At 73.1% G+C, this 14,180-nt stretch carries 13 protein-coding genes; 9 read left to right on the top strand and 4 right to left on the bottom strand.

Annotated features, from left to right (window positions below):
• The first annotated feature begins 230 nt into the window (after positions 1–230).
• The 5 genes from HTZ77_RS31485 (at position 231) to HTZ77_RS31465 (ending at position 5,941) form a co-directional block, all read left to right on the top strand.
• Positions 231–1,535 carry a DMT family transporter gene (locus HTZ77_RS31485; protein WP_175593366.1) on the top strand — a complete coding sequence of 435 codons (1,305 nt, stop codon included), beginning with the start codon at positions 231–233 and terminating at the stop codon, positions 1,533–1,535.
• A gap of 257 nt (positions 1,536–1,792) precedes the next feature.
• Positions 1,793–3,439 (top strand): tetratricopeptide repeat protein, encoded by a 1,647-nt coding sequence (locus HTZ77_RS31480; protein WP_328808876.1) that lies wholly within the window; start codon positions 1,793–1,795, stop codon positions 3,437–3,439.
• Between the two features lie 106 nt (positions 3,440–3,545).
• Complete coding sequence (locus HTZ77_RS31475) at positions 3,546–4,043, top strand: hypothetical protein (RefSeq protein WP_175593365.1); 498 nt, start codon at positions 3,546–3,548, stop codon at positions 4,041–4,043.
• Between the two features lie 198 nt (positions 4,044–4,241).
• A complete protein-coding gene (locus tag HTZ77_RS31470) occupies positions 4,242–5,024 on the top strand; it encodes a hypothetical protein (protein WP_175593364.1) in 783 nt (260 codons plus the stop codon).
• Positions 5,025–5,200: 176 nt separating this feature from the next.
• Positions 5,201–5,941, top strand: coding sequence for an MBL fold metallo-hydrolase (locus HTZ77_RS31465; protein WP_175593363.1), 741 nt, complete (start codon positions 5,201–5,203; stop codon positions 5,939–5,941).
• Between the two features lie 315 nt (positions 5,942–6,256).
• Here HTZ77_RS31465 and HTZ77_RS31460 read toward each other — a convergent pair whose 3' ends face one another.
• Complete coding sequence (locus HTZ77_RS31460) at positions 6,257–6,652, bottom strand: ArsR/SmtB family transcription factor (protein ID WP_175593362.1); 396 nt, start codon at positions 6,650–6,652, stop codon at positions 6,257–6,259.
• Positions 6,653–6,685: 33 nt separating this feature from the next.
• On the opposite strand from HTZ77_RS31460, the gene HTZ77_RS31455 reads away from it, so the two are divergent.
• Positions 6,686–7,639, top strand: a complete 954-nt coding sequence (locus HTZ77_RS31455; RefSeq protein ID WP_175593361.1) for a TIGR03620 family F420-dependent LLM class oxidoreductase — start codon at positions 6,686–6,688, stop codon at positions 7,637–7,639.
• 135 nt (positions 7,640–7,774) lie between these two features.
• Here the strand turns inward: HTZ77_RS31455 and HTZ77_RS31450 are convergent, their stop codons facing one another.
• Positions 7,775–8,407, bottom strand: a complete 633-nt coding sequence (locus HTZ77_RS31450) for a DUF47 domain-containing protein (RefSeq protein WP_175593360.1) — start codon at positions 8,405–8,407, stop codon at positions 7,775–7,777.
• 149 nt (positions 8,408–8,556) lie between these two features.
• Entirely contained in the window at positions 8,557–9,489 is a 933-nt protein-coding gene (locus tag HTZ77_RS31445; protein ID WP_175593359.1) for an inorganic phosphate transporter, read from the bottom strand.
• A gap of 337 nt (positions 9,490–9,826) precedes the next feature.
• On the opposite strand from HTZ77_RS31445, the gene purU reads away from it, so the two are divergent.
• Positions 9,827–10,678, top strand: coding sequence for a formyltetrahydrofolate deformylase (purU, locus tag HTZ77_RS31440; protein ID WP_175593358.1), 852 nt, complete (start codon positions 9,827–9,829; stop codon positions 10,676–10,678).
• Positions 10,679–10,772: 94 nt separating this feature from the next.
• Positions 10,773–11,192 (top strand): YciI family protein, encoded by a 420-nt coding sequence (locus tag HTZ77_RS31435; protein WP_205304091.1) that lies wholly within the window; start codon positions 10,773–10,775, stop codon positions 11,190–11,192.
• Positions 11,193–11,270: 78 nt separating this feature from the next.
• Here the strand turns inward: HTZ77_RS31435 and HTZ77_RS31430 are convergent, their stop codons facing one another.
• Positions 11,271–13,325 (bottom strand): prolyl oligopeptidase family serine peptidase, encoded by a 2,055-nt coding sequence (locus tag HTZ77_RS31430; RefSeq protein WP_175593356.1) that lies wholly within the window; start codon positions 13,323–13,325, stop codon positions 11,271–11,273.
• Positions 13,326–13,608: 283 nt separating this feature from the next.
• Between HTZ77_RS31430 and HTZ77_RS31425 the strand changes: the two genes are divergently transcribed.
• Positions 13,609–14,115, top strand: a complete 507-nt coding sequence (locus tag HTZ77_RS31425; RefSeq protein WP_175593527.1) for an HNH endonuclease — start codon at positions 13,609–13,611, stop codon at positions 14,113–14,115.
• Positions 14,116–14,180 lie beyond the last annotated feature (65 nt).

The raw sequence follows: 14,180 nt of genomic DNA, 5'->3' as shown, positions 1-14,180 counted from the left end.
GCCCAACGAGGGCGGGAGACGCCTGGGGCGCCCGGGCAACGGGGTGACGAGAGAAATGGGGGATTCGATCACCTCTGCGGATATGGATGTACGAGCCCCCGAGTGAGCCTCTTCACTCCCGGTGGTAGAGGAGCATCACCGGCTGCTCGGAGTACATCCGCGGCTGCGTTTCGTAATGAGATGCTTCCGCCATGGCAGTCGTGGCCGCTCCCCGACCCCTCCTGGGAGCCGTGCTTCTGTTGTTCGTCAGCGCCGCATGGGGGTCGGCGTTCCCGCTGATGAAGGATCTCATCGTCCGGTTACCGGTGGAGGATCTGCTGGCCGAGCGTTACGCCCTCGCGGCGCTGACGCTCCTTCTCCTGCGTCCCGGCACGCTGCGGGGGCTTGCGTGGCGCACGTGGGGGCACGGGGTCGTCCTGGGGGTCATGTTCGGCGTCGGCCAGCTCGGGCAGGCCGTCGCGCTGCACAGCCTGCCCTCGGCCGTGTCGGGCTTCGCGGTCGGGTGCAGCGTGATCTTCACGCCGATCCTGGCGCTCCTGCTGTTCAGGACGCACATGCCCGTCCGGGTGTGGGTGGGCGTCGCGCTGGCGGTGGCCGGCATGACGGTGTTCACGCTCCTGCGCGGCGTCGAGGAGGGCCCGATCTCGCTGCTGGCGCTCGGCGTCACGCTCACCGCCGCGGCCCTGTACGCGGGGCACACGCTGCTCCTGGCCCGGCTCACCCGCACCCGCGAGGGCTTCAACGCCTACGCCCTGACCGTCATCCAGCTCGCCACCATCGGCCTCATGACGGGCGGCTACGCGGTCCGCGACGGGCTGAGCCTCCCGGCCGGTCCCTCGGACTGGATCGCGCTGGGCCACCTGTCGGTGGTCTCGTGCGCGCTGGGCTTCCTGGCCCGCTCGTACGGCCAGACGCACGTGGCCGCCGTGCCCAGCGCGGTGCTCATGTCGTCGCAGCCGCTGTGGGTGGCGGGGATCGCGGTGATCTGGTTCCACGAGCCGGCGGACTGGAGCATGGCCCTCGGCGGCGGGCTCATGGGGGCGGCGATGCTGCTGGCCGTGCCCTCGCGCATCGCCGAGTCGCCGTCCCCGGTGTCCGTCCAGCGGGTCGAACCGTCGCGGCCCGTGGGGGAGGAGGCGTCGCGCCGCAACCACCTGCTCGCCGTGTCACGCCAGGCGTCCAGGCGGCTGGCCGACCTCAAGGTCAAACGGGACGTCCGCGACCAGGCGGAGGAGTCCGTCGAGGATTCCGTCGGGGTCGAGGAGCAGCCGGCGCCGCCCGCGTCGCCGGGCGCCGCTCAGGTGTGCCTCGACACCCAGGCGTGCCGGCTGCAGACGCACCAGATCAAGGGCAGCGGCCAGCCCAGCCTGGACCGGCTGATCCAGCGGGCGACGATCATCGTCCGGGCGAGGAACCTGCCCGGCCCCGGTTGCTGCCAGTCGGTCACGCTGACCGGTCGCTGTCTGTGCTCGCTGATCGAAGAGGCCGAGAAGAACGGGGAGGCGGCGAAGCCGTGCTGGTTTCGGCCCGGCTGAACGGCTGGAAATCGCTGAATAAACAGCGCCTTAGCTATTACCCACTTACTTATATGTCCTAAACCTTGATAATCGCTGAAGTGGCCGAATAATGGTGGATTAGTCCCAACGGAGGGGTAGGACACCATGAAGCGCATCGTCGTGCACAAGCCGGGCTCAGCGAAGCTCACGGGGACTGCGAGCGTCATCCACAAGGGGTGACCGGGAGCGGTTCGCATCATCGGGTGCAGAGCGATCCGCCAGAAGAAACGGGGGCCGTGCGGCTGCTGATGCCGATGATCGACGGACACCGCCGGCCCCATGGCCCCTACACCGTCGCCTCCGCACTGCTGCACCACCTCGTGCCGGCTGTCCTGGAACGTTCCCCGGACCTGGTCGCCGCCCACGACATCGAGATCCGGGCGGCGGCCCCCGGGCTGCGCGACCTGGTCCCCGCCCGGCGCGTGAGCGTCGAGGCGGCCCTGCCCGAGGACGAGCGCATCCTCGTGCCCGCGCCCCGCCGCACGCTGCGGCTGGCCAACGGGCTCGCCGAGTTCGTCCGCGAGGCCGTGCCGCCGGGACACACCCTGGTCGTGTGCAACGGCGCCGAGACCGACCCGACGGACGCCGAGCTGCTCGACGTCTTGACCCGGCGCGTCCCGCCCGGCGTGCTCACCGTCGTCGTGTACGAGGGCGGCCCCGAGCCGGCACCGGACACCCGCGGCCCCGCAGAGCTGTGGCAGGTGGTGGACCGGTGCGTCCACGAGGGGTTCCTGCACGCCGTGACCGAGCTCGGCACGCGCGGGCTGGAGGCGGCCGAGCCGGGAGGCGAGCTGTGGTGGCGCTTCGCGCAGCGCACCGCTACGGCGCTCGGCGGCCTCGGCCGTACCGAGGAGGCGCGCGAGGTGTGGGCGCGGGCCCGCAGGTGCAGCCAGGACCCGGCGGTCCACGCCGCCGCCGCGTACGGCCTGGCGATGCTCGACGCCCGGCACCCCGACCCGGCGCGGCGCGACCTCGGCCGGGCGCGGGAATGGGTCAACGAGGCCATCGCCATCTCGACGCTGCTGCCCGACCCGTTCGAGCGGGCGTTCAAGCTGGGCTTCGACCGCAACGGCCTGGCGCTCGTGGAGCTGCGCGAGGGACGGGCGGAGGCGGCGCTCGCCCTGGTGGAGTCGGCCCTGGAGCTGGCCGGCGAGCTGGGGGAGCGGCATCCGCTGCACCGCCTGGTGCTGCACGCCAACCGCGGGCGGCTGCTGGCCGCGCTCGGCCGAACGAAGGAGGCGCTCGCCGAGTACGCCGCGGCCATCGCCCTCGACCCCGGCTTCCCCGACCACTACCTGGACCGGGGCAACCTGCTGGCCCGGCTCGGCCTGCCGGACGAGGCGCTGGCCGACTACGAGAGCGCCATCCGGGCCGGCCCGCCGATGCCCGAGGCGTACTACAACCGCGCCGAGCTGCGGATCGCCCGCGACGACACGGAGGGCGCGCTGGCCGACCTGGGGCGCGTGCTGGAGCTCGACCCCGGCTACGTGGACGCGTACATCAACCGGGCCGGGCTGCTGGCCGCCCTCGAACGCGACGAGGACGCCTGGGCCGACGTGCGGGCCGGGCTCGCGCTGGCCCCCGGCGACCCGCACCTGCTCGTGGTCCGCGGGCAACTGGAGACGGCCGCGGGCAGGCTGGAGGAGGCGCGCGCGACGCTGGACGCCGTCATCGCGCGGGCGCCGTGGCTGGCCGCGGCGTGGGGCAACCGCGGGGTGCTGCGGTTCGCGGAGGGCGACGCCGAGGGGGCCGTGGACGACCTCGCGCAGGCGATCGGCCTCGACCCGCATCCCGACCTGTACGCCAACCGGGCGGTGGCGCTGCGCTCGCTCGGCCGTACGGCGGAGGCGGAGGCGGACGAGGAACGCGCGGCGGGCGGGTGACTCTGCGGGGCGGCCAGGCTACGGGGCGGGCAGGCTGCGGGGCGGGCAGGCTGCGGGGCGGCCAGACTGTGGGGCGGGCAGGCCGCGGGGCTGGCAGCATGACGGCATGACCGGCATGACCGAAGAAGGCGCCCCCGGACGTGACGCCCGCCGTGCTCGCGCGCGGGTGGGCCGGGCGGCGGCGGTGTTCGCGGCGCTGGGCGTGCTGTGGTGGGCGAGCGTCCGCATGGCGTGGACGGCAGTCGGCTGCGACGACTGGGGATGCCTCGCGCCCGTCTCGGGCCTGGCGGTCCTGGTCACGGTCGCGGTGCTCGCCGGCGGTGCGTGGGCCCTGGAGCGCGTGGCGGTCCGTCCCGGCCGCCGGACCGCCGCGGTGGCGGCTGGGGTGCTGGTCTCGCTCGGGCTGCTCGGGCAGGTGCTGCCGTCGTGGGCCTGGCCGCCGGCGCACGCGGTGCTGTCGGCGACGGCGTTCGCGGCGGCGGGCGCGGCGGCGGCCTTCCTCACGGCGCCCGAGCCGCCCGGACGCTGGAAGCTGGCGCTGGTCCTGGCCCTGGCGGTCCTGCCGCCGGCGACGCTCGTCCTCCTGTGGACGACCGCCTCGTGACTCGTTTCCCGGATCTGGGTGTGACCCGTTTTCGGGGATGATCGGTTCGCGGCTCGCTTCCGCGGACGACCTCGGGCAGGCGATCGGCCACTGACCCGCGACGTCCGGCGACGGGAGGACTGACGTCCGGCGACGGGAGGACTGACGTCCGGCGACGGGAGGACTGACGTCCGGCGACGGGAGGACTACGGTAGGCGCGTGGGCTTCGACGAGCTGCTGCGAGAACTCCAGCCGGGCGCCGGCGCGCAGGCCGCCGGCATCAGACGCGGTTACGGAGGGCCGCCGCCGCGCTCCCTGGCCCTCACCTCGGGCCCGGACCGGCTGCGCTGCGCCTCCCTGCTGAAACCGCTGTACGCGTGGGCGACGGCCGAGCTGGTCGGTGACCACGAGCGGTGGCGCCGCCACGCGGAGCCGGCCGTGGTCGTCTCCTCCAACGCCGACACGCTCGCCCTGTGGCTGTCCGCCGGCCCGCGTGCCGTGCTCGACGGGATCCACCGGCGCACCGGTGTCCGGTGGGCGCCGCCGAACGGCGACCCGTCGAGGTTCGGGTCCGTGGAGGTGTCCGCCGCCGAGGTCGCCGCCGCGTACGTGGAGCTGGCCCAGGCCGCCCTGGCGGGCGAGCCGGTGGCGGGGGCGATCCTGGAGTGGATGCGGCTGGTGGGCGGCGACCAGACGTTCGGCGCCAGGGAGGCGCTCGCGGCGCCGGAGGCGGCGGTCAAGTGCGGCTGGTACGGCGGGATGGAGGAGACGTTCCTGCGCACCCACGCCGTGGGCGTGCTGACCCCGGAGGCGAACCGGGTGGTGGTCGTGGTCGGCATGACCGCGCAGCCCTACACCGACGAGCTGGAACGCGACATCTACCAGGCGCGGGTGGCCGAGGGGCTGCCGGTCGAGGCGGAGCACGAGAAGGCGGGCGGCGCGCTGCTGCGCGGCCTGCTGCGCACCACCCTGACCGAGCTGGGGGAGACGCCGGGCGGCTGAGGCCGGGAGGGCGTGCGGCATGATGGCCCGGAGGCGCCCGGTGGGATCACGCCGGGTCCCTCGGGCGTGAGCGATCGCGGCGGGTCCGGGCGATGCGGGTTCCCGGCGAGTGACCTACCCGGGCGGGTGACGTGCCGGTGGGTGACGTGCCCGGCGGGTGACATGAAGGAGAGCGCGTGAAGCTGACGGTGCTGGGCGGATGCGGGGCTTGGCCCGCCGCCGGTCAGGCGTGCAGCGGCTACCTGGTGGAGCACGACGGGTTCCGGGTGCTGATCGACCCCGGCTACGCCGTACTGCCCAGGCTGCTGGCGTCGACGGCGGCCGAGGACGTCGACGCGGTGCTCGTCAGCCACGGCCACCCCGACCACTGCGCCGACCTCAACCCGCTGCTGCGCGCCCGCGCGCTGGGCGAGAGGCCGCCGGCCGCACTGCCCGTGCACGCGCCGCCCGGAGCGCTCGACGTCGTGCTCGCCCTGGACCGGCCGGGCATGCTGGCGTCCAGCTACGTGCTGTACGAGCTGGCGCCGGGCGCGCCGGTGGAGCTCGGCCCGTTCCGGGTGGACGCCTGGTCACTGCCGCACCACGTGCCGAACGCCGGGCTGCGGCTCACCGCCGGTGGCCGGACGCTCGCCTACACCGGCGACACGGGGCCCGCCGCGGAGCTGACCGAGCTGGCGCGCGACGCCGACCTGCTGCTGGCGGAGGCCACCTATCCCGAGCGGGTGCCCGAGGAGGACGCGCCGTTCCTGTCGAGCGCCCTGGACGCGGGGCGTACGGCGTCGCGGGCCGGCGCGGCCCGTCTGGTGCTCACCCACCTGTGGCCGGACACCCCGCCGGAGCCGGCACTGGAGGCGGCGGCAAAGGAGTACACGGGAGAGCTCATGGCGGCCGAAGGCGGCCTCACGGTCTCCTTCTGACGCCGGCCTCACAGGCCCCCGCGCCGCCCTGACGCCTCCCCACCGTCACCACCTCTGCCCGAGTCACCCCGGTCACCACGTCCCCTGCGCTACCGTCACCGGCCTCCAGCCGTCTTCGCGACCTCGTACCCCCTCACCCAGGGCCGCCCGCCACCCATCGCTCGCTCATCCGCGCCCGCTCGCCGTCCATCGCGTGCCATCCGGGACGGTCAGCCGTCATGCGCCGCCTGTCGCGATGTCGTCTGCCGGCCTCTGGCGATCACGTGCCTCACGGGCTCCTCAAGCCCGCCGTCACCGATCGCCTTCTCCCTGCCGTCAGCCGTCTTCCTCCTCACCTGCGGTCTCGGCCGGCTCCTCGTCCAGGACGAGGGAGAGCAGGCCGGGGAAGCGGCCCTCGAACTCGTCCCGGCGCAGCCGGTTGAGACGGCGTGCGCCCTCGTCGCGCTGCTCCAGCAGCCCGACGTTGCGCAGCACCGAGAAGTGGTGGCTGAGCGTCGACTTCGCCACCGGCAGATGCGTGAACGTGCCGCACGGACGGGACCAGTCGGGCACCTCGGCCAGCTCGCGCACGATCCGGCGGCGGACCGGGTCGCCGAGGGCGTCGAGGGCCGCCTGGAGCGACACCTCCGCGGGTGAGGTGTGGGTCAGGCTTCTCGACCTGCTGGACGCTGAGGTGTTCGACGACGGTCGAACATTGGTGTAGTGTTCCATCTCGATCGAACATCCTAGTCCCCGGGAGGGCTCATGGACACCGGACACGTAGGCGTGTGGCACCCGCTGCTCAACAGGGCGCCCGCCGGTGAGGCTCGGGCCGCCGCCACGGAGATCGAGCGGCTCGGTTACGGGTCCGTCTGGCTCAACGAGGCGCCCGGGAGCAAGGAGCCGCTGGCCAACGCCGGGGTCCTGCTGGCGGCCACCACCCGTCTGGCCGTGGGCACCGGCATCGCCAGCCTCTGGGCGCGCGACGCCACGGCCATGGCCGCGGGAGCCGCCACGCTGAGCGACGCCTTCCCCGGCCGCTTCCTGCTGGGCGTCGGGGTCAGCCACAGCACGGTCGCCGGGCGGCGGGGCCACGACTACGGCAAGCCCCTGACGACGATGCGCGCCTACCTCGACGGCATGGACGAGGCCGCCCGCGACCTGCCCCCGGCCGGCGCGCCACGCGTCCTGGCCGCGCTGCGTCCGCGCATGCTGGAACTCTCTCGCGACCGCGCCGACGGGGCGCACACCTACTTCGTGCCTCCGGAGCACACGGCCGCGGCCCGCGGGATTCTCGGCCCCGACCGGCTGCTCATCCCGGAGCAGGCCGTCGTCCTGGAGACCGATCCCGTGCGCGCCCGCGAGATCGCCCGCGCCCACATGGCCTACTACCTCAACCTGCCCAACTACACCAACAACCTGCGCGAGCTCGGCTACACCGACGACGACCTCGCGGATGGGGGCAGCGACCGGCTCGCCGACGCGATCGTGGCCTGGGGCGACGCCGCCGCCATCGCCGCACGGGTGCGCGCCCACCTCGACGCGGGCGCCGACCACGTCGCCATCCAGCCCCTCGCCCCCGGCGCCCTTGACCTGACCGACGCGCTCACCCAGCTCCGCCGACTCGCCCCGGCCCTGGGCATCGAACCGGCAGCCGGCGCCCGGCAGGCAGCCGGCGCCCAGCCAGAGGTTGGCGCCCGAACGGTCGCGGGAGTCTGAACGGTCGCCTCGGGGTCTGGGCGGTCACCAGGGTCTGGGCGGTCGTCTCGGGGGCTGGGCGGGCACCAGGCTCTGGGCGGCGATCGAGGGCAGAGCCGCCGTCCGGTGTGAGCGTTCCGCGCGGCCGTCCCGGCGTCAGCGTTTCATGGCGCCGTCCGCGATGGCGTCCGCGGCCTCGCCGATCGCCATGCCGACGATCTCCAGTCGCCGCACCAGCTCACGCTGCTTGAGGGCGTCCGCGGTGATCTCGCCGGAGAAGATGCGGGAGATCTCGTACTGGTACATCCGCCGGATCTGACCGCCCATCTTCTTGGCCTCCAAGGCGTCGTGCACCACGGCCGAGGGGCGGGAGGCGAGGTCGCGCACCGCGTTCTCCAGCGCGTCGATCCCGGCGATCACCTGGTCGAGGAGGGGGCTGAAGCGGATCTGGTCCGGCACCCGGTACAGGTGCGACTCCCGCACGAAGTCGCGCAGAGAGTCGAGCACGTCGTCGATGGAGCGGGAGAGCCGGAACAGGTCCTCCCGGTCGATGGGGGTGACCAGGGCGTTGCGCAGCTCGTCGACCAGGCGGCGGCGCTCCTCGTCGCCGAGGTGCTCGATCGTGCGCATCTGCTCGTGCGCCCCGGTACGGCCGACCTCGCCGCCGATCATGGCCATGGCCAGCCAGGCTCCCTGCTTGGTCGCTTCCAGCTGGCCGAGCAGGGCCTCCGTCAGCGCGCTGTCCATCCGGCCGGTCATGAGAGCGCGGATGCGCCGAAGTCGCTTCATCACACTCCTTCCACGGCTCGCGCCGCATCAAAGCTCGTGAGAGTCATGCCCGCGCGGGCACGGCTGGTCGGGAGGCGGTCAGAGGAATGAGCCGGGGCCGGTCGGGGTGCCGCCGCTCCTTCGAAGGCTCTGGTGTCCGGCGCATGGGGTCAGGTGGAGGAGAGGATTAAGGCGACGGTGCCCGCCAGCAGGGCGCTCGCCGGGAGGGTGAGCAGCCAGGCCACGACGATCTTGACGGCGGCGTACCAGCGCACCCGCCCCCCGCCCGTGGCCATGCCGGCCCCGATGAGGCCGCCGGCCACGGACTGCGTCATGCTCACCGGCATGCCGAGCAGCGCGCAGGCGATCACGGCCGTGCCCGACGCCAGCTCCGCCGAGACGCCGTGCAGCGGCCGGGAGGCGATGATCTCCTGGCCGAGCGTGCGGCCCGCCCTGGGCAGGCCGTACAGCGCGCCGAGCCCGAACAGGACCGCGACCAGCGACGTGTACGGCAGCGGCGCGCCCGAGAAGCCGAGCGCGATCATGAACACGGCGAGCATCTTCTGGCCGTCGTTGGCGGCGTAGGCGACGGTCTGCAGCAGGAACCCGGCCCAGTGCCAGCGTCCCAGCCCCCGCGCGCTGGACCAGCGCACCAGCAGCAGCGCGACGCCCCACGCCACCAGCCCGCCGACGAACGGCGCGGCCAGGCCGAAGGCCAGCACCAGCGCGACCGCCGAGGCCGAGACGGGCAGCCCCCAGCCGATCCCGGCCCCGGTGAGGCCGCCGACCACGGCCAGGGTGAGGCTCGTCGGACGGCCCTTCGCGCTCAGCACGGTGACGACGGTGAGGGCGGAGAGCACGGCGACCGTCATCGCGGTCCGCCCGCCGGGTTCGTCGAAGGTGGCCAATCGGTGCACGAACGTCCGCGCCACCGCCTGGGTCGCCAGCGGCACCAGCGCCACCATGACGACGAGGGCGAGGATCCCGGTGGCGGGCCGTACCGTGGGCAGCTTGAGCCCCGTGGCCAGGAGAGCGCCACCGTCGTTCATTCCGGTGACGAGCGCGAACAGGCAGGCGACGGCGACCAGCACGGCGAAGTCCAACGGTGAGCGTGCCTCCGTTCCGGCCGGCGCCCGCGACCGGCGTCGCAGGGCGCATACCCGTGATCGGCTCGATGATGGATGAACTTCCATTCTGCTGGAGAACGGGGTTCGATGGGACTTGTGTGGCGGAGGCGCCGGTAAGGGGCATCTGCCGAGGTCGGAGTGACGGGTACGCTCGTTGGACGCGCGAATCGAGCCGAGTGGTGAGTCCCAGATGCCGAACGGCCCGGTGGGGCCGGCCGCCGGGCGGTAACCTGCCCGGGTCGGCAGTCGGGCAGGAACCTGCCCGGGCCGGCATCGAGCGCGCCTACCATCCCACGTCCGCGAAAGTAATGACATGAGCCCAGCCGAGTACGTCCTGACCCTGTCGTGTCCCGACCGGCCAGGGGTGGTGGCCGCCGTCTCCGGGCTGCTGGCCGGGCACGGATGCAACATCACCGAGAGCCAGCAGTTCGGCGACCAGGCCGCGCGGCGCTTCTTCATGCGCGTCCAGTTCACCTCGCCGCTGGCCGAGGACGAGGTGCGGGCCGCGTTCGCCGCGCTCGCGCCGGAGTTCGGCATGGAGTTCGAGCTGCGCGACAGGGCCAGGAAGCCGCGCGTGCTCATCATGGTCAGCAAGTTCGACCACTGCCTCAACGACCTGCTCTACCGGGTGCGCAAGAAGACCCTGGACATCGAGGTCGTGGCCGTCGCCTCCAACCATCCCGACCTGCGCCCGCTCACCCAGTCGTACGGGATCGACTACCACCACCTGCCGATCACCCCGGAGACCAAGCCCCGGCAGGAGGCCGAGGTGCTGGCCCTGGTGGAGCACTACCAGGTCGACCTCGTGGTGCTGGCCCGCTACATGCAGGTGCTGTCGGAGGACCTGTGCGCCAAGCTGGCGGGCCGGGCGATCAACATCCACCACTCGTTCCTGCCGTCGTTCAAGGGCGCCAAGCCCTACCACCAGGCACACGACCGGGGCGTGAAGCTGATCGGCGCGACCGCGCACTACGTCACGTCCCACCTGGACGAGGGGCCGATCATCGAGCAGGAGGTCGCCCGCGTCAACCACAGCCACTCGCCGGACGACCTCGCCGCCATCGGCCGTGACGTGGAGTGCGTGGCGCTGGCCAGGGCCGTGCGCTGGCACGCCGAGCAGCGGGTCCTGCTCGACGGCCACAAGACCATCGTCTTCCCCCGCTGAGCCCCCCGTGTCCGGTCACGGGAGTGCGCTCCGACGTCTCCGGTGACGGGAGCCGCACGGGCTCCCGCGCGGAGAAGGAGCGATCGTGAAGTACATGATCCTGCTGTACGGCTCGCAGCGCGACTACGACCTGCTGGCCGGCAAGCCCGCCGAGGCGGGTGAGGTCGGGTGGACCGCCGAGGACGTGGCCGCGATGCACGCGTTCATGGGCCGGTGGAACCAGGAGCTGGTCGAGTCCGGCGAGTTCGTCGACGCCCGCGGCCTCGCGGCTCCGGTCCACACCAGGCGGATCCAGGGACTGCGTGACGGCGTGCCGGTCGTGACCGACGGGCCGTACCCGGAGACCGAGGAGGTGCTCGCCGGGTACACGATCGTCGAGTGCGACAGCTTCGACCGGGCCACGGAGATCGCGGCCCGGATCGCGACGTGCCCGCACCCGGGGGGCGACACCTCCGGCCTGTACGTGGACGTGCGGCCGATCGACGAGGGCCCCGGCGCCGCACTCGACGCCTGACGCCCGACGCCCGAGGACTGACGTCCGACGAGAGCCGCCCGGCCAGGGCACAGTCCCTGGCCGGGCGGGGCGGCGCGGTTACAGCCCGGTGTGGTGGGCCAGGAAGGTGAGGGTGTCGGCCGACAGGTCCACCGTGCGGCTGATCGAGCGGGCCCCGTGTCCCACCTCGGCCTCGTTGCGCAGCAGCACCGGCCGGTCCGACGCGGAGGCGTGCTGCAGCGCCGCGCACATCTTCCACGCGTGCAGCGGATGCACCCGCGTGTCCGACTGGAACACCGTGAACAGCACCGCCGGGTACTCCACGCCCTCGCGCACCTGGTGGTACGGCGAGTACGACCGCAGCCACCCGAACTGCTCGGGATCCTCGGCCGAGCCGTACTCGACGTTCCAGGTCGCCCCCAGCCCGAACAGCTCGTAGCGCACCATGTCGAGCAGCGGCGCCGAGCAGGCCACGGCCGCGTACAGGTCGGGCCGCTGCGTCAGGGCGGCGCCGACGAGCAGGCCGCCGTTGGAGCCGCCGGAGATGGCGAGCTGCTCGGGCGTCGTGACGCCGGTGGCGACGAGGTGCTCGGCCGCCGCGTGGAAGTCGTCGAAGACGTTCTGCTTGTGGCCGAGCATGCCGGCGCGGTGCCAGTCCTCGCCCTCCTCGCCGCCGCCGCGCAGGTTGGCGATGGCGTACACGCCGCCCGCCTCGACCCAGGCCAGGATGGAGGCGGAGTAGCCGGGCGTCATCGACAGGCCGAAGCCGCCGTAGCCGTACAGGATGGTGGGGCGCGGCCCCTCGGCGTCGACCGGGGAGATGACGAGCATCCGCACCTCGGTGCCGTCCTTGGACCGGTAGACCTCCTGGGAGGTGCGCACCGCCGGCACCTCGACCGCGCCCGGTGAGGCCGCCCACAGCGTGGTCTCGCCCGTGCGGGCGTCGTAGCGCTGGATGGTCGGCGGCGTGGTGTTGTCGGTGTAGCCGAACCACGCCTCGAACCCGCCCTCGGGCCGCTCCGACAGGCCGCCGATCGAGCCGAGGCCCGGCGTGGGCACCTCGCCGAGGCGCTCGCCCGTGGCCAGGTCGTGCACCGAGATCTCGCTGATGGCGTGGCGCGTCCAGCCCACCAGCATGATCGGGCGTTCCAGGTCGTCGAGGACGGCGTAGTCGGACAGCACCGCCTCGGGGTCCTCGGGAATGAGGTCGCGCCATCCCTCGGCCCCGGGCGTCGCCGGGTCGGTCACGCAGACGCGGCCCCGGGACGCGTCACGGTCGGTGTGGACGTACAGCCGCCCGTCGCGGCCGAACGTCAGCCCGGTCTGCGCGTCCACGCCCTCCTGGACGACCACGAGCTCGGGCCGCTCCGGCGGCGAGGCGGTCAGGTCGGCCACCCACAGGTCGTTGCGCGGGGCCGTGCCCTCGTGCGCGGAGACCTGGAGCCACCGGCCGTCGCGCGAGACCGAGACGCCGTAGTAGTTGGTCATCTTCAGGCCCTGGCCGAAGATCATGACGTCGTCCTCGGTGGACGTGCCGACCCGGTGCAGGTAGACGCGGCGGTGGAACTGCGACTCGTTCTCCGGCACTTCGGTGCTCGGCAGGCGGCGCACGTAGTAGAACGCCTCGCCGCCCGGGAGCCAGGCCACGGGGGAGTAGCGGCAGCGGTCGATCGGGCCCTCGACGCGGGAGCCGGTCGCGACGTCGATGACGTACAGGACCGACTCCTCGGTGCCGCCCACCGAGATCTGGTACGCGAGGAGACGCCCCTCCTTGTCGGGCTGGACGGCGTCGAGCGTGGTCAGCCCGGACGGGTCGAGCTCCATGGGGTCGATCAGCGCCCGCTCGGTGCCGTCGGGCTCGGCGACGTAGTAGACCGCGTGCTCCTGGTCGGGCGTGCGGCGGCTGAAGAACGCGCGCCCGCCGCGCCAGGCGGGAGTGCCCACCGAGCCCGACCTGAGCAGCTCGCCGATGCGCTCCCGGAAGCGCTGCGGCCCGCTCTCCCGCTTGAACAGGTCGGCCTGAGCCAGCAGCCACCCCTGCGTCTCGGGACTGTCGGGATCCTCCAGCCACCGGTAGGGGTCGGGGACGGGCGTCTCGTGCAGGACGTCGACGGTGTCCGCACGGCGCGCGGTGGGATACGGCTCTCGCGTCATGTCCCGAACCCTACTGCGAAGGAACGCGCGTAAAGTCCGGGTGTTACGGGCATAAAACGTACCGTGCGTCCCTCTGGTCATTCCGGGCTGGAGGTTATGGGGTGGCGGGGACCACGCGGGAAACGCCAAACTGGGTGACAGGACGGTGCCGTGGTGTTCATCCGCTGGACCGTCCGGCGGAGGTCCACGTGACGGAAGCATCCATGCCCCAGGAGGGGCCGACAGCCGGGACATGCCATGGCATGTCCCCTTTGATACGCGCGCGGCGGGATGAGGCCCGATGATGCGCCAGGTCCTGCTGCTGAATGCCACCTACGAGCCGCTCACCACTCTGTCGCTGCACCGGGCCATCGTGCTGGTGCTGCGGGAGAAGGCCGAAGTCGTGCACCGAGACGGGCGGGGCGCGGTGCTGCGCTCGGCCAGCCGGACGCTGGACGTCCCCTCGGTGATCCGGCTGAGGCGATATGTCCGCATCCCTTATCGATCGCGCATTCCCCTGACCAGGGCGGCGCTCATGCGCCGCGACGACTACCGCTGCGCCTACTGCGGCCAGCGGGCCGAGACCATCGACCATGTGATCCCCCGTTCCCGTGGCGGACCCCACACGTGGGAGAACTGCGTGGCCTCGTGCACGACGTGCAACCACCGCAAGGCCGACAAGTACCTGGAGGAGCTGGGGTGGGCGCTGCGCGTCACCCCGGCGGTGCCACGGGGCGCCCACTGGAGACTGATCGGCGCCTCGCTCGTCGGCGACCCCCAATGGGCGCCCTACCTGGAAGAGGCCGCGTAGCGGCGAGCGGCGGGCCCCGCCCGAGGGGGGGGGGGGGCGGGGCGCCGCCGGGGGGCCCCGCGGGG

Source organism: Nonomuraea montanisoli, from assembly GCF_013363975.1.
Classification (GTDB): Bacteria; Actinomycetota; Actinomycetes; order Streptosporangiales; family Streptosporangiaceae; genus Nonomuraea; species Nonomuraea montanisoli.
This window is presented reverse-complemented; position numbering and strand designations above follow the sequence as displayed.